The 17,578-nt window shown below is 47.3% G+C and carries 21 protein-coding genes and 1 tRNA gene; 10 read left to right on the forward strand and 12 right to left on the reverse strand.

Annotated elements, in window-relative coordinates:
- Nucleotides 1–72: 72 nt before the first annotated feature.
- Complete coding sequence (locus tag DYP60_RS09410) at nt 73–1,317, forward strand: hypothetical protein (RefSeq protein WP_117330753.1); 1,245 nt, start codon at nt 73–75, stop codon at nt 1,315–1,317.
- A gap of 54 nt (nt 1,318–1,371) precedes the next feature.
- On the opposite strand, the gene DYP60_RS09415 is transcribed toward DYP60_RS09410, so the two are convergent.
- A complete protein-coding gene (locus tag DYP60_RS09415) occupies nt 1,372–1,896 on the reverse strand; it encodes a hypothetical protein (RefSeq protein WP_117330754.1) in 525 nt (174 codons plus the stop codon).
- A gap of 525 nt (nt 1,897–2,421) precedes the next feature.
- Here DYP60_RS09415 and DYP60_RS09420 point away from each other — a divergent pair.
- Nucleotides 2,422–3,303 (forward strand): helix-turn-helix transcriptional regulator, encoded by an 882-nt coding sequence (locus DYP60_RS09420; protein ID WP_117330755.1) that lies wholly within the window; start codon nt 2,422–2,424, stop codon nt 3,301–3,303.
- A gap of 317 nt (nt 3,304–3,620) precedes the next feature.
- Here the strand turns inward: DYP60_RS09420 and DYP60_RS09425 are convergent, their stop codons facing one another.
- Nucleotides 3,621–4,148: a hypothetical protein gene (locus DYP60_RS09425; protein WP_117330756.1), complete on the reverse strand. Its 528-nt coding sequence runs from the start codon at nt 4,146–4,148 to the stop codon at nt 3,621–3,623.
- 547 nt (nt 4,149–4,695) lie between these two features.
- Nucleotides 4,696–4,767: transfer RNA gene (locus DYP60_RS09430), tRNA-Cys, on the reverse strand.
- A 185-nt stretch (nt 4,768–4,952) separates the two neighbouring features.
- Here DYP60_RS09430 and DYP60_RS09435 point away from each other — a divergent pair.
- Genes DYP60_RS09435 through DYP60_RS09445 form a run of 3 tightly spaced genes read left to right on the forward strand, consistent with a single transcriptional unit; the run spans nt 4,953 to nt 8,189 of the window.
- Complete coding sequence (locus DYP60_RS09435) at nt 4,953–5,735, forward strand: DeoR/GlpR family DNA-binding transcription regulator (RefSeq protein ID WP_117330757.1); 783 nt, start codon at nt 4,953–4,955, stop codon at nt 5,733–5,735.
- A gap of 9 nt (nt 5,736–5,744) precedes the next feature.
- Nucleotides 5,745–6,884, forward strand: coding sequence for an Ldh family oxidoreductase (locus DYP60_RS09440; protein WP_202384425.1), 1,140 nt, complete (start codon nt 5,745–5,747; stop codon nt 6,882–6,884).
- A gap of 15 nt (nt 6,885–6,899) precedes the next feature.
- A complete protein-coding gene (locus DYP60_RS09445) occupies nt 6,900–8,189 on the forward strand; it encodes a malic enzyme-like NAD(P)-binding protein (protein WP_117330758.1) in 1,290 nt (429 codons plus the stop codon).
- 137 nt (nt 8,190–8,326) lie between these two features.
- Here the strand turns inward: DYP60_RS09445 and DYP60_RS09450 are convergent, their stop codons facing one another.
- Nucleotides 8,327–8,926 carry a DUF6657 family protein gene (locus DYP60_RS09450; RefSeq protein WP_117330759.1) on the reverse strand — a complete coding sequence of 200 codons (600 nt, stop codon included), beginning with the start codon at nt 8,924–8,926 and terminating at the stop codon, nt 8,327–8,329.
- 80 nt (nt 8,927–9,006) lie between these two features.
- Here DYP60_RS09450 and DYP60_RS09455 point away from each other — a divergent pair, with 80 nt between their 5' ends.
- Genes DYP60_RS09455 through DYP60_RS09465 form a run of 3 tightly spaced genes read left to right on the forward strand, consistent with a single transcriptional unit; the run spans nt 9,007 to nt 11,480 of the window.
- Nucleotides 9,007–9,657 carry a trimeric intracellular cation channel family protein gene (locus tag DYP60_RS09455; RefSeq protein ID WP_117330760.1) on the forward strand — a complete coding sequence of 217 codons (651 nt, stop codon included), beginning with the start codon at nt 9,007–9,009 and terminating at the stop codon, nt 9,655–9,657.
- Nucleotides 9,658–9,672: 15 nt separating this feature from the next.
- Nucleotides 9,673–10,857: an alanyl-tRNA editing protein gene (locus DYP60_RS09460; RefSeq protein WP_117330761.1), complete on the forward strand. Its 1,185-nt coding sequence runs from the start codon at nt 9,673–9,675 to the stop codon at nt 10,855–10,857.
- Nucleotides 10,854–11,480 carry a YqaA family protein gene (locus DYP60_RS09465; protein ID WP_117330762.1) on the forward strand — a complete coding sequence of 209 codons (627 nt, stop codon included), beginning with the start codon at nt 10,854–10,856 and terminating at the stop codon, nt 11,478–11,480. The genes DYP60_RS09460 and DYP60_RS09465 overlap by 4 nt, the downstream gene beginning before the upstream one ends.
- Here the strand turns inward: DYP60_RS09465 and purB are convergent.
- Together purB and DYP60_RS09475 are read right to left on the reverse strand one after the other, a co-directional pair.
- A complete protein-coding gene (gene purB / locus DYP60_RS09470; RefSeq protein WP_117330763.1) occupies nt 11,467–12,873 on the reverse strand; it encodes an adenylosuccinate lyase in 1,407 nt (468 codons plus the stop codon). The two genes, DYP60_RS09465 and purB, sit on opposite strands and share 14 nt — an antisense overlap.
- A 47-nt stretch (nt 12,874–12,920) precedes the next feature.
- A complete protein-coding gene (locus DYP60_RS09475; RefSeq protein WP_117330764.1) occupies nt 12,921–13,994 on the reverse strand; it encodes an extracellular solute-binding protein in 1,074 nt (357 codons plus the stop codon).
- 330 nt (nt 13,995–14,324) lie between these two features.
- Here DYP60_RS09475 and DYP60_RS09480 point away from each other — a divergent pair, with 330 nt between their 5' ends.
- Nucleotides 14,325–15,134: a histidinol-phosphatase gene (locus DYP60_RS09480; protein ID WP_240622856.1), complete on the forward strand. Its 810-nt coding sequence runs from the start codon at nt 14,325–14,327 to the stop codon at nt 15,132–15,134.
- Between the two features lie 57 nt (nt 15,135–15,191).
- On the opposite strand, the gene DYP60_RS14010 is transcribed toward DYP60_RS09480, so the two are convergent.
- Nucleotides 15,192–15,398: a hypothetical protein gene (locus DYP60_RS14010; protein WP_133299325.1), complete on the reverse strand. Its 207-nt coding sequence runs from the start codon at nt 15,396–15,398 to the stop codon at nt 15,192–15,194.
- Nucleotides 15,399–15,421: 23 nt separating this feature from the next.
- Between DYP60_RS14010 and DYP60_RS14265 the strand changes: the two genes are divergently transcribed.
- Nucleotides 15,422–15,568 (forward strand): hypothetical protein, encoded by a 147-nt coding sequence (locus tag DYP60_RS14265; protein ID WP_160526230.1) that lies wholly within the window; start codon nt 15,422–15,424, stop codon nt 15,566–15,568.
- 36 nt (nt 15,569–15,604) lie between these two features.
- On the opposite strand, the gene DYP60_RS14270 is transcribed toward DYP60_RS14265, so the two are convergent.
- The 5 genes from DYP60_RS14270 to DYP60_RS09490 all read right to left on the reverse strand — a co-directional run bounded on the left by DYP60_RS14270 (nt 15,605) and on the right by DYP60_RS09490 (nt 17,577).
- A complete protein-coding gene (locus tag DYP60_RS14270) occupies nt 15,605–15,775 on the reverse strand; it encodes a hypothetical protein (RefSeq protein WP_206363127.1) in 171 nt (56 codons plus the stop codon).
- The gene (locus DYP60_RS09485; protein WP_202384424.1) at nt 15,776–16,174 is read right to left on the reverse strand and encodes a Fic family protein; all 399 of its coding nucleotides are present in this window, start codon (nt 16,172–16,174) and stop codon (nt 15,776–15,778) included.
- Complete coding sequence (locus DYP60_RS14765; RefSeq protein WP_206363128.1) at nt 16,110–16,259, reverse strand: ATP-binding protein; 150 nt, start codon at nt 16,257–16,259, stop codon at nt 16,110–16,112. The genes DYP60_RS09485 and DYP60_RS14765 overlap by 65 nt, the downstream gene beginning before the upstream one ends.
- Nucleotides 16,260–16,434: 175 nt before the next feature.
- A complete protein-coding gene (locus DYP60_RS14445) occupies nt 16,435–16,791 on the reverse strand; it encodes a NifB/NifX family molybdenum-iron cluster-binding protein (protein WP_160526228.1) in 357 nt (118 codons plus the stop codon).
- A gap of 3 nt (nt 16,792–16,794) precedes the next feature.
- On the reverse strand, nt 16,795–17,577 hold the full coding sequence (locus DYP60_RS09490) for an Mrp/NBP35 family ATP-binding protein (protein ID WP_160526227.1): 783 nt from the start codon (nt 17,575–17,577) through the stop codon (nt 16,795–16,797).
- Nucleotide 17,578 lies beyond the last annotated feature (1 nt).

Genomic DNA, 17,578 nt, shown 5'->3' on the forward strand with positions numbered 1-17,578 from the left:
TATGCTACCAGTATACTGTCATTGAGCTGTTTTTAACACCATGTTGTGGAGCTTTTAAAAGGAGAAGTAGGTATGGATATTCGTCGACTGAGATTATGGGAAAGCAGGAATGCCACTGTTCTTACCAACGACCTGATCCAGGTGGTGTTGGAAGACCAGGGTAGTATGGTGCTGGAACTCAGTGCGCTCTTGGAAAAGGGTGGACGGATTAATGCTCATCTGATGCCATATTACCGTGGAACGGGTACTTCTGTGTTCAGCGATGAGAATGCCGAGTTTTGGAAAACCAGTCCGTTCCTCTACCAGAAAGCAGGATCCTATTTCAGTTTCCCAAACTATGGTCCTTCCTATGATGGAATCCAAGGACTCCAAGAGCAGAGTGGGTTCACAGCCTCTGCGTATTGGATGGTGGAGCGCTATGGAACAGATCCTGAGTTTGGAGGGGTCTGGCTTATGAGCATGGTACGAAACAGGAAGGAACACTACCAGGTACGGAAGATTGATATGTTGCTTCCGAACCATCCTGTACATTATACGGCAATTTTCATTACCAACAACGGGAGTGAAGACCTGCTTGCCAATACTGCTTGGAATAATGAGGTTGGCTCTCCTTTTTTGGAGTCTGGTTGTGTGCTTAATGCCAGTGCACAGAGTTGGAGGACTGGGCCGGAAGAATCCCTTACCGGAGTTGTTTCACGCTTGCAGCCCAACGTTCAGTTTGATGACTGGAAGAAGGCTCCTCTGAAGCAAGGAGGAACTGTCGATTTGACTGAGGTTTCTCCCCCCATTGGAAAGACTGACTTTATCAGTGGGGCAATCCCAAGGCTCTCCAACCTTGGTTGGTCAAGTGTGATCAACCCGAGGCAGCAGATGGTCTACTTTACCTTCTTCCCCGGCCCTCAGGCATTGGGAGAAGGGGAGATCGGGCTGAATTTCAACAACTTCCTCTTTGACTATGGTGGGCGTACTGAGACTCCTTGGGCGCTGTATCCGGGAGGGATGAGTCAACAGTACTCGATTAACTGTGGATCGGGTACAAACAATCTGTATGCCGGTACCAAGGAAGCATCTGCTTCTGATACCTTGTTCGATGCTGATACTACGGTAATCATACCAGCAGGAGAGACGCGTTCTCTCTACTACGCAACAGCTTTTGCTCCGTACGACAACAACCGAATTGGCGGGAATTTCTACACTGTAGAGCAGGTGGAGGAGGGACTCCTCCTCAAGAGGACGAGGAGTTACGCAATCATCCCAGCTGACTCGGTATTCCACTGTATCAAGACCCTGGCAAAACGTGTAATGGCAACTGATTAAAAGAAAGGCCACCCCGGTGAGAGGGTGGTCTTGGACAGACAAGTTTGTATTGGTTTATTGAGCATAATATTCTACGTAAACGGTTCCAGTGTAGGTAGCTTGTGTCGCATTGGCTGCTTCGGTAGCATTGAGTTGTACATTAATGGGATAGCTGTCAACAACCATTTGATTAACGCCAGTTCTGTTAGTAATCTCAACTGAAGCAGGAGGCGTTGCTTCAGTGGTGTACTGAACGGATCCAACTTTAACAGTGTAGTTGATAGGGCTTACCGTGCCATTTGTCAGCTGTGTTGCTCTGAGCTTAAGAATATAACCATCTCGGTTATTGGTCTTGGTCAGTACATACCCAATGGCGGGGTCAGTCAGTTCATCTTCAGCTGACATTTCGTAACTATCTAGAGCAGTTGCATTCTGGAAGCTTGATACATCAGTTGCCGTTTCTTCAGCAATCTTTATAACGTTTACACCCTGGATCACTGTAGAGACATCAAAAGTATCAGATGTAGTCGGATCAACAGCAAATACAGTGAAGGAAGCGAGAGCCAGTACCAACAAAGTTGCAATAATATTCTTCTTCATTTTAAACATCCTTTAGGAGCTACGCTCCAGTGCAAGTTATCTATGCTTTCCCAAGCACATTTATATAATAGTAATTCTAAGGACTTATGTCAACAGGTGTGATTAGTTTTTTGAAAATACTGAGCAATGTAATAGAAAATATTACAATAATATGTTTAAGTTATTATAATATAAAAGAATAAAAAATTCTTAACGTAAGATAAACTTATGTCAACTTATAGCAATCAAAGTTTGATATTTGAGCATGTTTTACTATGGTTATACAAATAGTACCAAAATAATTCTTTGTAATGTACTAACTATGACAGAAGTTGGTGAAATATATGCCTATTTACTGATAATCTATACTGATTGTGACAATATCTCATTAAATATGGGTAGAAGTTTGTAGAAGTGGCTGCATGTAGATCGAAGAATAATTCTAATACAAGTGGAATTATCCTATAATCTGAAACTGAGCAAGGACGGTCAAGCTCAAGTTTTGTTTCTCAGCTAGAGTGCAGTCAATGGAGTTGTAAGGTGACTATGAGAGAAGAACACAAAGAAGCGGTCCAAAGGATGCTGGAGTTTATTGATGAGCATCTAAGTAAGCCGATCACACTACATCAACTGGCACAGGCTGCCCAGTATTCCCCCTGGCATAGCGCGCGAATGTTCAAGGAGACTACTGGTATGGCTCCATTCACCTACTTGAGGCACCGACGTTTGAGTGAAGCCGCAAGAAGGTTGGAGAAGCCAGAACAGAAAGTGGTGGATGTGGCGTTTGATTTTGTGTTTGATTCTCATGAAGGATTCACAAGGGCGTTCTCAAAACAGTTTGGGATGAACCCGAATGAGTTCAGGCAGCACTGGAATGAGTTTGTCACGAATAGAGCTGCGCGTCGCACAACAACCCCAAAACAAGATTCTGAAGGAGAAACTACAATGAAGACTGTATTCGTACAAGTGGTGGATCGCCCGGAGCGAAAAGCTGTTGTGAAGAGCTCGCAGAAGGCAACTGACTACTTTTCCTATTGTGAAGAGGTTGGTTGTGATGTTTGGGAGGTGCTGAGTTCTATCAAGGAAGCTCTCTACGAGCCGGTAGGGATGTGGATGCCTGAGAATTTGAGAAGAATCGGAACTGGTGAATACATGCAGGGGGTAGAGGTTCCCAAAGATTTTGCTGGAATTGTTCCCAAGGGGTACGATCTGATTGATCTCCCTGCTTGCCAGATGATGATATTCCAGGGACCTCCGTTTGAAGACGAGGACTTTGAAGAAGCAATAGCAGGACTGTGGGATGTGATGAAGAGGTATGATCCAACATTCTACGGGTTTACCTGGGCAGACGAAGATGGTCCCAGGTTCCAGATGGAACCATTGGGGTATCGAGGATATATAGAAGCAAGGCCTTGTAAGAGGGTCTGAAATAATAGATAAACCATTGAATGTATTGCAGCCTCCCCAAATAGGGGAGGCTGTTTGATTTTCGGTAGAGTAAACAGGCCAAGATGAGAATCTTGTTCAGTAGGAACGAAGCCAGTCCAGACAGATCCAATGTTGGTCGTTTTGGATTCTGTGACAATCTTATCTGGAACCCGGAATCACCAATTCGCGCTATCAGAGGCTTAAAACACCACTCTCTGAGGAAAATGTGACTATTCTTCCTGGAACCGAAAATTATATTAAAAGAAGGTTGACTAAAGTTGGCCAACCTTCTTTTAAATTTCTTTATTGTTAAGTATTTATTCAGCAGTAATATTAAAAGTTATCACACCAGTGTAACCGCCTGTTGCAGCTGAGAAATAGTCGTTTTGATTCAGCTCTGCTGAAATTTTGTGACTTACAACTATCATTCCGTTTTGTGCTTCAGTTGCATTAATCGCCCTTACTACAACTGCACTCTCAGTAGTGTTTGTTATATAATTTGCATTATTTGCAGTAACTGTATAATTGATAACTGGAGCATTTGTTAAAGTTTCATTAGTAGTTTCCATAGCTTCAGCTGACATTGAAATGCTATAAGGTACATTTGTTGCCATTGTTAAGTATGCATCCTCAACAGTATCGCTCCCATCTTCAACGAAAGTAATGGCTATCGAATCCTCAGACGTTAATCCTAAGAAATGTCCATAATTATTAAGCGTAGCAGGCGCTACAGTAATTTTAAAATTACTTTTCCCAGCAACATTTGTCGTTAAATCTAATTCCGCAGCAAACACGCCAGCCATTCCGATTACCAGTACCAATAAGATTGCAATAGTCTTTTTCATATCATTCATCCTTTTTAAGGGCAGTGCCCTTGTGCAAGTTATTAAGCTCTTTTCCCTAAGCTTGTCTGTATATTAATAAGAAAGGAGACTTATGTCAATACTAAACTAAAAAAAGTTTGAAAAAACCTGATAATTTTTTTATAAATTTCTAAATATTTAAATTATATAGATTTAGGAAATATCCATCTTATTATAACTTGTGACAAATGGGTGTGTTTAAGACAGTATTCCATCAGTTTACACTTTTTGTCTGGGTCTTGGGTAAGAGCTAATTGGGGTATATATACCCTACTTACGTTATAAGTACGGTGGAAGCAAAAGCCGGTTTTTCTGTATGAACTTGAATAAATATTCAGCTATGAGCGGTATTTTTAGTCGGTTAGCGCTTTTTATGAGTAAATACACAGGCAATATGCATGGATCGTGTAAGAACCCTTGCAAGCTGATATGTGCCAGGGTTATTGATATATATAAGGAACCGAGGTTTTATGCTTGGTAAGGATTTATATAGAGAAACAGCCGCTGAATTGTTCAGCGGCTGTTAAAGAGGTGCCAATCGGATTCGAACCGATGTATAAAGGTTTTGCAGACCTTTCCCTTACCACTTGGGTATGGCACCAATGCTCATTGCATGATGAACATAACAGGTTTTTAACCGATAATCAAGTAGAATTGGATTCTTTCTTGCCGGAGAGTAGCTGGTCCTCTGCTTTTCTCTTGTTCTTCCATTGACAGATGAACGTTTATGATTGTATGCTCTGTTTGTAACGGGTTAAAAGTACAAAAACATTCAAGGAAGTGTTCATGTCAAACATACCAGCAAGCAGACAGCACGATATTCTCACTCTCATTCGTCAGGAGGGGAGTGTGACGGTCAGCTTGCTAGCTGAACAGTTTTCTGTCAGTGAACTTACCATCAGACGTGATCTCGACCACCTTGCAAAGAAAGGCTTGGTTGAACGTACCCATGGAGGGGCGACTGCCAGGAGAAATCTTCCGGTGGAACCAGACTACCTGCAGAAAGCAAGTGAATACCCCCAAGAGAAAGCAGCCATTGCAGAAAAAGTCGCTTCTTTCGTAGAAGAAGGCGATACGCTCTACATCAACAGTGGTTCCACCACGTTTGAAGTGATTAGGGCAGTAGTTGCACTGGAGAAGCGAGTGACCATTGTCACCAACAACATCGATGCCATCTACCTCTGTAAAGAGAGTGAAATTGTCAGACTTATTCTAGCCGGTGGCATCTACCGAAACCGAAGCCATTCAGTCTCTGGTTCTCTCTCTTCTCTGATCATAAGCCAGATACATGCAAACAAGGCCATCATAGGAGTGGATGGGTTTTCCCCATCCGCAGGACTCACTACCCCCATCTTAGAAGAGGCTGAGACCACCCGGGCCATGATCGAGCACACGGTGGGCAACGTGTTTGTCGTGGCAGCAAGCAACAAGATTGGGGTGGTGTCAAACTTCAAGACTGTCTCTCTTGACCAGGTCGATGCCCTGGTAACGGATGAAAAGGGAGCAGAGATAGTTAAGCAAATGGAGATTCCAGAGAGTCTGGAAATCATCGTAGCAACCAATATATAGGAGTGCCGTATGAAGTATATGGATGAGTATGCAAAGCAGTATGAAGATTGTGCCTGGATTCCTTTCGAGGACTTGGAGAAGTTCATGGAAGAAGCCTTGGTGCATGCAGGAGTACCCAAAGATGATGCAAAGATCATCAAGGAGGTACTGATCGCAAGTGACAAGCGGGGAATCGATAGTCATGGTATCGGGAGACTGAAACCAATCTACATAGACCGCATTGACATCGGGATCATGAACCCTGTCACTGAAATCGAGGTCTTGAAAGACCAGGCTGCCACTGCCGTTCTTGATGCCCACAATGGAATGGGGCACGTCGCTGGACACAAAGCTATGGAGATGGCCATCGAGAAGGCGAAGAAGTATGGCCTTGGGATGGTGGCGGTGCGCAACTCCAACCACTACGGAATTGCTGGCTACTATGCCACCATGGCAACCGATGAGGGAATGATTGGAATCACAGGAACCAATGCCCGCCCCTCCATTGCACCTACCCACGGCGTAGAGAATATGCTGGGAACAAACCCTCTTACTTTCGGTATTCCAACCGATGAGGAGTTTCCTTTTGTTCTGGACTGCGCAACCAGTGTCTCCCAGCGGGGAAAGATTGAAGTATACGGCCGTGCAGGAAAAGAACTTCCTGAAGGTTGGGTAATTGACCACGAAGGAAAGACCAGAACCGATACGCAGCAGGTGCTCAAGGACCTGACAACCGGTATGGCTGCCCTTACTCCGCTTGGAGGTATTGGGGAGACCACCGGAGGTTATAAGGGCTTCGGGTATGCAACCGTTGTTGAGATTCTCTCAGCTGCTTTGCAGGATGGTTCCTGGATGAAGGCTCTCAATGGATTTGATGATGAGCACAAGCCCATCCCGTACCCACTTGGACACTTCTTCATTGCCATCAACCCAGAGTTCTTCATGGGATTGGAAACCTTCAAGCGAATTGCAGGAACCATTTGCCGTGAGCTTCGCGCTAGCAAGAAGGCACCAGGGGAAGACTACATCTTCACAGCAGGAGAGAAAGAACATCTGGCTTACCAGTTCCGGAAGGAACATGGATGCCCGGTTCCTCCAAGCCTCCAGAAGGTTATGATCACCCTTCGTGACCGGTTCAAGATGGACTATCAGTGGGATTTTGAAAAATAAACAGGAGTTATTACCATGCAAGATGATTTGACCAAGCGAGCACTCGATTACCATATGAAAGACGGAGTTCCTGGAAAGGTAACCGTAGTTCCCTCAAAGCCCTGCCAGACTGCTGATGATTTGGGTCTGGCATACACCCCCGGTGTTGCCAAACCGGTACTGGCCATAGCAGAGAACCCTGAGGATGCCTATAAGTATACCTCAAAGGGCAACCTCGTTGCTGTTATCTCCAACGGAACCGCCATCCTCGGCCTTGGCGACCGTGGAGCCTTGGCAAGTAAGCCTGTCATGGAAGGCAAGGGTGTACTGTTCAAGAGGTTTGCCGATATTGACGTCTTTGACATCGAGCTCGACACCAAGGATCCTGATAAGATCATCGATATTGTAAAGACCCTGAGTCCTACCTTCGGAGGAGTGAACCTTGAGGATATCAAGGGACCTGAGTGCTTCCGTATTGAGCAGGAGCTGATAAAGAGCTGCAACATTCCCATTTTTCACGATGACCAACATGGAACTGCCATTATAGCCACCGCTGGCTTGATGAACAGTTGTGAGATTGTCGGCAAGAAACTGGAAGACATCAAGATTGTGGTCAATGGTGCAGGTGCTGCTGGTATCTCTTGTGCGAAGATGTTCGTTGCCGCTGGTGTGAAGAGGGAGAACCTCCTCATGTGCGACAGCAAGGGCGTCATCTATAAGGGAAGAACAGCAGGCATGACTCCTGAGAAGGAAGAGTTTGCAACCGATTTGCCGGCAAGAACCCTAGCTGAGGCTTTGGTGGATGCTGATGTTCTTATGGGCCTCTCTGTTGCAGACTGTGTTACCCCTGAGATGTTGCTGTCCATGGCCAAGGACCCTGTGGTCTTCGCCATGAGTAACCCGAATCCTGAGATTGCCTACGAGCTTGCAATGGAGACCAGGGATGATTTGATCATGGCAACGGGAAGAAGTGATTATCCCAACCAGATCAACAACGTATTGGGTTTTCCCTTCATCTTCCGCGGTGCTCTGGATGTCCGTTCAGTGATTATCAGCGAAGGGATGAAGATGGCAGCTGCGAAGGCTTTGGCTGCTTTGGCAAAGGAACCTGTTCCGGCCTCGGTAGAAAAGGCCTATGGTGGACAGAAGTTCAGCTTTGGTCGGAACTACATCGTTCCCAAGCCGTTTGACCCCCGTGTAATCGAATGGGAAGCTGTTGCTGTTGCAAAGGCTGCCTGTGAAGAAGGATTGGCAGGGAAACCCATCACTGACTGGGAAGGCTACAGGAAGAGCCTGGTAAAGCGAATGGAGAAGTACTGGAACTAAGCTCTTCATACACACTTTTTCCTATACAGAGACTCCTTTCCTGTGTTGCAGGAGGGGAGCCTCTCCTTTGGTTATCCAGATATAAAAAGCCCTCCGACAGACGGAAGGCTTAATCTTTACGTAGTATTCTTTGGTTTTTACTCTACACCCAGAATCTGTTTTATCTGATCTTTCACCTGGTTCAGGATATTGGTGTACTGTTCATCCAGCTGACCCAGTTGCTTGTCCAGAAGCTTCATGAACTCAGGATCCTGCTCAGGGCGGAGCGTGAAATTAGGACCATACTGCTGTTGGAGCTGAGCTTGCTTCTGCTGAAGGTGGGGAGCAAACTGTTGCTTCATCCGTTCAATCAAGTCCTCCTGGTTTTCCAGGTACTGGCTGAAGAAACCTTCCAGTTGTCCAAGCAACTCTTTCAATTCCTCGTTGCCATCACCCAGGATTTCCCCAAGTTCAAGGACCTTTGAAAAGGATTCCTTGTAGGTAGCATTGCGAGGAAGGGAGAGATTGGACAGGAATGTGATTGCCATTCCTTCCTTTACTGCATCCTTCTCTTGGCCAACGTAGGAGGCATACTGTTTTTTCGTTCCCTCCTTGGTGGCATCTATATCCATGAGGAAGGTTGCTGCAAGTTGTCTGCCCCTCTTGATTAGTTGTTCTTTCTTGATTTTCTTCGGGTCGGCCTGTAAATTTTCTGTCTTCTCCAAGGCCAGTTCCCATGCAGATTTTATTATTGCCATAACATTCTCCTATCGACCTTAGTAAAGATAGTACAGTTCTCCATCTTGGACAAGTCATGGTTTGGTGGTACCCTCAACCCATGGAACTGGAGCAGAGCATCATATATATCCTTGATCTGTTGGGGACCTTCATTTTTGCCATAACCGGCGCAGTAAAAGGGGTACGGCTCAAGTTGGACATTCTTGGAGTAGTCGTCTTTGCCTGCACAGTCGGATGTGGAGGAGGCATGCTCAGGGATGCAGCAATTGGGGCAACCCCGGTCGCCGCCTTCTCAAACAGCGCCTACATCTTAATCTGTGTGGGCACCGGTTTGACAGTTTTCTTTCTTGCTCCCAAGGTTGTGGGTCGCTGGAGAGTCATTCTCTTTGCCGATTCCCTTGGTCTCGGAGTCTTTACAGCCCTTGGAGTTGCAAAAGGGGCAATGTTTGGGATCGGGCCGGTAGGACAGTTACTCTGTGGCGTGTTTTCTGCAGTGGGAGGCGGTGTTGTCCGTGATGTCATGAGCCGCTCGATTCCCACCGTATTGACCAGTGACTTCTATGCAACCGCCAGCCTCATCGGTGGCATACTTTACCTTGCACTCGAGTTGACAGAAATTGGACTCTTGAGCAAATGTATCATAGTAAGTAGTGTGGTCTTCTTGATTCGCCTCGTTGCAATCAAATACAACGTCCACCTTCCTGTGGCACATACTGCCCTACCGGTGGACGACCAGCCACCACTACACTAACGAAAAGGACTGAACATGCATTCAAAACCTATCTATTATGAAGAACCTTATCGGCAGACCCTCCAAGCAGTTGTCACCTCCATTACAGAAAAAGGAGTAGTCTTGGACAAGACCATCTGCTACCCCGAAGGGGGAGGGCAGGCAGGAGACAGGGGAACCATAGCAGGGAAACCTCTTCTGGATACTACAAAGGACAATGAACACACCATTTACCACCATGTGGAAGACCCTGATTTTTCTGTCGGGGACACGGTGGACATCTCTCTTGACTGGGACCACCGTTATCACTACATGCAGATGCATACAGCCCAGCATGTGGCCAGCGGCTTGTTGTTCCGCCACTTCTCCATAGCCACGGTCAGCGTACACCAAGGAGAGCGAATCCTCACCATAGAGACTGACCAGAAGGAAGTTCCTGTCTCCGTCTGCTATGCCCTGGAGGATATGGTGAACCAGAGCGTGCGTGAAGCAAAGCCAGTTACCTATGAAGTCCACACCCAGCAGAGTGCCCAGGCTTTGGACCTGAGAAGATCGATTAAAGTGAACGGGGACGGGGTGAGGCTGGTAGTCGTTACTGATATCGACACCGTTGCCTGTGGTGGGCTCCACGTAGCCAACACCAAGGAGATTGATTTCTTCCACTATGAAGGGCAGGAGATGATCAGGGGGCATGTTAGGCTCATCTTTACCATTGGAACCATCGCTCGGGAAGAAATCCGCAAGAAAGAACGGATTGTTGCACAATTGAGTGCTCTCTTCTCTTCTCCGATGGAAGATTTGGTTGAGACCGCTACCAAGGCAGTCACCCTGGCATCTTCTGAAAAGAGCGCACTGAAGAAGTGCAATGAACGGCTGGCATTCTTGGAGCTGGAAAAACGGATTATACATGCTCAAAAAAAAGAGAGCACTCCTGTTGTGCTTTGGGAGGTAGAGGATGACCTTTCTCTCAAGGACATCGGAAAGGCTGCCACTGCATTTGAAAATTTGGCTCTCTGCGCCGTACAGCAAAATGGTGAGCAGGTGCTCTGGCTCATCGCCCTGGTAGGAGAAGCCTCTACCTTGTTTGATTTCGCCAAGCAGAGACAGAACCTGCTTTCCACCATTGCCGGAAAGGGTGGGGGAAAGCCACCTCTCTACCAAGGAGTGGGAACAGGGGAAGGGCTCATCCTGCTCAAAACATTCAAGGATCTACTGATATGAAGTTGCCTGCGTGGCTGAAAGCACTTTTCAAGAAAGAAACCTATCTCAAGGAGGATGGGTCGCTGGATGTACGAAAACTCCTCCTGCGTACCTTCCTCCTAATGCTCTTTATCTTCGGGATGTATTTCATTGGTCTCAGGTACTACCGGCTCGCAGGGTGGGACCAGAACGTAGTAGTGCAGCAGTTCATTGAAAACTTCGGGGTACATGGGGTCGCAATCTACGTCTTCATCGTAGACCTCTTCGTGCTACCACTCTCTGTGGACTTGATGTGGCCCTTTGTAATGGAGTGGCACCCCGCGCTGGCTATCCTGGTCATGGGTGCCAGCTCAGTAGCAGGGGCGTTTTGTGCCTACCTATTTGGGAGACTTGTTGGTTTGATGCCCATCTTCAGGAAGTGGGTACTCAAGCAATCAGGAACCCATACCGAGCAAATCATCACCAAGTACGGAATCTGGGCGATTGTCATCAGTGGCTTGACCCCGCTACCCTTCTCAACCATCTGCACGGTGGCAGGAATCCTGGAACTGAAAGCACATCACTTCCTTCTAGCCAGCTTGATTCGCTTCCCCCGTATGGCAATCTACTACCTGATCTTTACCGGTCTGATCAACATCGGTTGAGCAGAGAGGTAATCTCCTGGGCAACCATGCGGGTACGAAGCGCACTGTCTCCTGTATACTGTGTTGCATCCAAGGCCTCCAAGGCAGCTTCCTTGGAGAGGAAGGAGAGGATTGTCGAATCTTCACTGAGCATGGCCTTCAAGGTGTTTGGTTTGCCATCTTGTACCTCTGCCCAGGCTTTCAGACTGTACTCCCTGATGATCTCGTGCATCTCCTGGCGGTTGGCTCCCTTTCGGCCTAGCTCCATCAGGAGGCGTTCACTTGCAGCAAAGATTCCGTATGCTTCCAGGTTGCGTGCAATTCCACTCTGGTGGATCTGCATTCCCTCAACCACCTTGTTGGCAGTAAGAAGTACCTCATCCAGGGCAAGGAACATATCGGGAAGTACCAGACGACGGTTAGCACTGTCATCGAGCGTTCGCTCGAGAAGAGTCGATGCAGCGTTTTGCCAAAGTACCTCATTCTGTGCGGAGATGTACCGGCAGAGGCTGTCGATCTTCTCGCTGTTGATCGGATTGCGTTTGAACGGCATGGCTGAAGAGCCTACCTGCTTTGCCCCAAATGGCTCACTCCATTCCCCAATGGGGGGGCTTTGGAGCAGGCGAAAGTCGATGAAAAACTTATAGAGTGTGCAAGCAAGTGAGCTGAGTGCCGTACCCACGCGGTAATCCTGCTTACGTGGATAGACCTGGGTGGCTGCGGTAAATGCTTTCAGTCCCAGATGCTCCATGACCCGTTGTTCCAGATCCATTGCAGACATCGTATGGTCCTTGAGCAACTCCGTGTAACTTGCACTGGTGCCAACGGCTCCTTTCATTCCCTTCCCGCGAATAGATGCCTGCACAGCCAAGAGGCCTTCCAGATCCTCTTTGATATCCTGGGCAGTTTGGGCAAGGCGGTAACCCACCGTAGTGGGTTCAGCCGGTTGAATGTGGGTGAAGGCCATGCAAGGGGTATCTGCATATGCTTCCATCTTCTCCAGGAAGAGGGAGAGAAGGGTCTTGGTTTTTTCTATGATCAGGGAGAGTGCTTCTTTGAGCCGTATGGCATCCATGTTGTCCAGGATGTCCATGCTGGTTGCTCCCAGGTGAATGATTGAGCCAGCATTTGGGCACTGTTCTGCAAAGGTCTTGATCTCCGCCATGAGGTCATGATGGATCTCTGCCTCAATCTCGCTGGCTCGCTCGATGTCAATGTCTTCTTGGTGGGCGATCAACTCAGAAAGTTGTTCCTTACTGACCAAGCCGGCTTCCTCCTGGGCGCTTGCAAGGGCAACCCAAACCTTCCTAAGGAGTTTTCTCTTATGCTCCTCGCTGAATACGGTTCGCATTTCCCCACTTGCGTAGCGCCAAGAAAAGGGTGAAATGTAGGTGTCATGGGTAAAGCTTTGCATACAGACCTCCGCTTACCCATGACTGTACCCTCTATGCCAAGCGTAGGTCAATCGACATAACGGATGCTCTCCCACGCCTTGTTGTACATCTCCAAACTAGCTCCCAGGTCATCCTTCAACTCATAGGAAGTGAGCATGTCCACGGTATAGAACGGGGTGGTGGTGCGGTACTGCTCAGCTTCCATGTTCACCGAGGAAGGGAAGTGGAACCTGTCAAGAAATTGCGCATAATTCTCCGGCTTGTGGATGTAGTTGATGAACTCGAGGGCAAGCTCATAATTCCTGGCTCCCTTGGGAATGCACATTGAGTCAATGTACATCGGCCCTCCGTCTTGGGGGAGGAAGAAGTCTACGTTGTTCCATTGGGACTCCTGCAACTCCTCAAAAATTGCCTCAGCATACCCATGTGCAATCCAATATTCACCACTGGCAAAGCCCTTTGCAAAACTTTCCGCATCGAACTTGACCAGATTGGGTTTCCACTGGGTGTTAACCAATACCCTTGCTTCCTCAAGCTCAGCTGGATTTGTGGTGTTGACTGAGTAACCAAGGTAGGCAAGTGCATCGCCAAGCACCTCACGCATGTCATCCATCATCACCATTCGATTCTTATAACGTGCATCAGCGAAAATGTTCCAGCTCTTCTCGTAATCGGTGACCATCTCCTTGTTGACAGCAATTCCACTAGCTCCTAGATAGTAGGGTACTGAGTACTCCATCAGAGGATCATAGGTAGCCTTCTCCAAGGCGAGAGGGGAGATGTACTGAAGGTTGTCCATCTTGGATGTGTCGAGTTTTTCCAGCATACCAAGGTTCTTCATGATGGAAACATAATCCCCACTGGGAAAGATGACATCATAGCCCGCGCCGGAGGATGCCATAAGCTTGGTGAACATCTCTTCATTGGAGGCGAAGTAATCGAGAATTACATCTACACCAAACTCCTTTTCAAACGAGGCAATGACAGAGTCAGGGGTATAGTAAGACCAGTTGTATACATAGAGCTTTTTGCTGCTGCTCTTTGATTCATTCGTTTCGGACTTCTGGCAACCGAGTAGGGCGAGCATGCTGAAGATGGTCAGCAAAATGATGATAATGTGTTTGTGGGTAGGTTTGCTCATGGCGAAACCTCCTAAAAGAAAAGATAACTACCCGTCCAGGTCAGCATACGCCATTCCCTGGATCGGTGGCAAATTATGCCTACACAGTAGGCCTATAGAAGATTCTAGGCTGGAGTTGAGAGACAAAGAGACTGAATTGAATTGATGCTTGCTTGCATGCTAGCCTCCTTGGAAATTCAGCCCAATAATTAGGTATTTCTCCCATTGAGTCAATGACTTGGCACAGTAAAAGAGGAAATATTTCTCACATGTACGGGTGTTGCACAAACCCTCGATATTTCTGATACTTACAGACCAAGAATGATGAGAAACCAAGAATACACTCAAGAGGTGGTAAACCTCCACACCCATAGTTTTTATTGTGGCCACGGCAGTGGTACCGTTGAAGAATATGTCCAGTCTGCAAGCGAAAAAGGTATTGCCTTGCTCGGGATGAGTGAACACTGCCCCGTCCCTGACGGAAGATGGAATCGTAGCCGAATGGACTTTGACCAGATTGAATCGTATGAGCGTGATTGCCGAGTAGCAAAAGAGACGGCTCCTGAGGGGCTTTCCGTTCTCACCGGCTATGAGTGCGACTATCTCCCTGAGTATCAATCGTACTATGCAGAGGTTGCAGAGAGAGTTGACTACCTCATCTGCGCCATCCATGACCTCTCAACAGAGCTGAGCCGAGAGTACTCGGTATTCTGGAATCAACTGTCCAAGAAGAATCTCGCCACCTATACTGACATGTACTGCGAATCGCTCTCCTCAGGCCTGTTCCTTTTTGGTGCTCATCCCGACTTGTTCGGGTACTACTACCATACGTGGGACGGGGAGACAGAAGCATGCAGCAGGGCAATTATAGAGTGTGCTGTCGCCAATAATGTTGCGTTGGAGATCAACGCAAACGGATTGCGAAAGAGAAAGGTCCAACTACATGATGGTTGGCGTAATCCCTATCCCCTCTCCCCCTTCTGGGAGATAGCAAGCGAGTACCCTCTACAGGTGGTGACCAATAGTGATGCTCACAATCCATCCCTGCTCAAGGAAGGGTATGAAGCATGTGCCCAGATTGCAAGTGAGAACAACCTTCAGTTCTGTTCCTATAGGGTGGAAAGAGAGCAAACAGGAAGCACTCGTATTGCCTTGATCTAGTGTTGTTTCTTCAAGGCCCACTGCCCACTGATTGTTTGCTCACCGATGGTTTCCTGTTCAAGGAATTCTGCACGGAGAGTCAGTTGGGCGAATACAATGACATCTTTCATTCCCCAACGGAGCGAGAGGAAAGGAATCAGCATGATGGTTCCTCTCTGGAGCGAGTGCCGGGAAAGCAAGGTGAGATACCCCGTCCCTTGGGGCGGAAAAGGAGGCAACGCCTCTTGAGTCCAGGGCTTGCCCTAAGGTATTGATACCTTTCATTCGTACCATGGATTGTTCCTCATTTGTTCTGCTTAGTTGAGAGGGGAGACAACAAGACCGATCATACCAGTTCCCTGGTAGGAGTGGGTGAAACGATAGGACCGATTGCACTCCCTGCCACGATGGCTGACATCGTAAACTCAATCAAGCAACAGAAGGAACAGACTTAGAAAGACGACTGCCACTGCTGCAAGAGGCCTAGCCCCTTATCGGTCGAAGAGCTCTTCTGTATAGCTGATGATGAGACTACTTCCCAATGTTCCTACCGTATAGGTAGAAGAGATACCGACATTGGATACATTCAGGGAGGAAATGAGGTGATCGGTAAATATTGATACCCCCATGGTTTGCCCAGGGATGCTTGCAAGGAGACCCAATCAATGCACTGTTTGTTTTTGCGTACCTGTCGCTACATACCTTTGCAGAGGACTATGAGGTTTTTCTGGTACTGTCATCCTCAATTTACCTGATGCAAGAAGAGGATCAATGTAGGTTTTCTTGAAAGACTTTCTATCATTCAATTGCATGGCTTTTATCATTTCATCTCTAGTTCTCGGAATGCTGCAGAAAGAAAGCAAAAATTCAATAGTAACTTGTTGTTTACGGAATATCTTAACCCTAAAACTACCACCAATTTCGCTTAATTCTGGTTCAGCAAGCCCTGCTTCCTTGCATGCTTTAAAAACTCTAGGAATCCCGCTACCCCATTGTTCAATAATCTTCATATAGGTAAAAGCTGCCACTAAAGCGCGGTTTCTTGGTTTTGCTACATCCATTTTTGAGATCTTCAATAGTGAGGCCACCAATCAACATCCCTGGGGATGTAATTACCAACCAATCATCGAATAATGCAACTTGCATCTTGGATGGATCAAGATAGGAACGATGGCAAACTCCATTTCTGCACCCATTCGAATATTTCTCCTTGGCCTATTAAACGCTTGAACACCATTATACAACGAAGGAGGGCTGTAAGAGGGTAGAAAAAAAGTACCCTGTACATGACAGGGTATCCTTGCAGAAAAGGAAAGTTCTGCTATTCGCACTCATCATGATGGGCATGCTCGTGGCAAACGCTTCCTGTGGAGGTAAGGTTACCTGCCAGATATTCCTTGACTACTTCATCGGCGGAACCGCTGGCTCCAACAATGACCTCGATGTTGTGCTCATTGAAGATATCCACAGCACCACCACCCATTCCACCACTGATGATGGTATTTACACCCAATTCATGGAGATAATTGGGCAAGAATCCGGGGCGATGCCCTGGGTTTTGCATGCTGTCATGCTTGAGAATCTTCCCGTTTTCAGTCTCAAAGACCTCAAAACTCTCACAGTGCCCAAAATGGTCACACACGTTCTTGTTTTCACTTGCTACTGCTACTTTCAACATCTTTTATTTCTCCCTTGATTCCAATATGTCACAGAGTCCGCTAAGATCGGCTCCCTGGTATGCTTCAATCGTTCCGGTATCGCATGCTTCACTCAACAGTGGGTCGATGGGTAGTTTTGCAAGTACCTTGAGTGCATGGTGCTCAGCAACGACATCGATATGGCTTTCCCCAAAGACCTTGTACTCTTTCTGGTTGTCAGGACAAAGGAAGTACGAGAGGTTCTCCACCAAACCTACGATGGGAACCCCCATCTTCTGCGCCATATGCACCGCCTTCTCCACCACCATGGAAACCAGCTCCTGGGGAGAGGTGACCATGACGATCCCATCAACAGGAAGAGACTGGAATACCGTAAGAGGGACATCTCCTGTGCCAGGGGGCATATCAACAAAGAGGTAGTCCAACTCTTTCCAGTCCACATCGGTGTAGAAGAGCTTGACCGTGTTTGCAAGCAGTGGACCACGCCAGATGACCGCGTCGCTTTCATTATCCAACAACATGTTGGTTGAGATAATCTTAATGCCATTTTTGGTTACTGCCGGTTCTATTCTTCCTTCTTCCCCGGTAGCTTTGCTATGGATACCGAAAGTCTTTGGAATGGATGAGCCGGTGATGTCTGCATCAAGCACACCAACCTTGTGGCCTCTTCTTCTCATTTCTGAAGCGAGTAGGCTGGTAACCGAGGATTTTCCCACTCCTCCCTTTCCGCTGACGATTGCAATGATATTGCCGATGGTGCTTCCAGTCTTGGAATGTACTCTCATATCTGTATTGTGTTGTGCCATG

Source organism: Sphaerochaeta halotolerans (genome assembly GCF_003429665.1).
In the GTDB taxonomy this organism is placed as follows: Bacteria; Spirochaetota; Spirochaetia; order Sphaerochaetales; family Sphaerochaetaceae; genus Sphaerochaeta; species Sphaerochaeta halotolerans.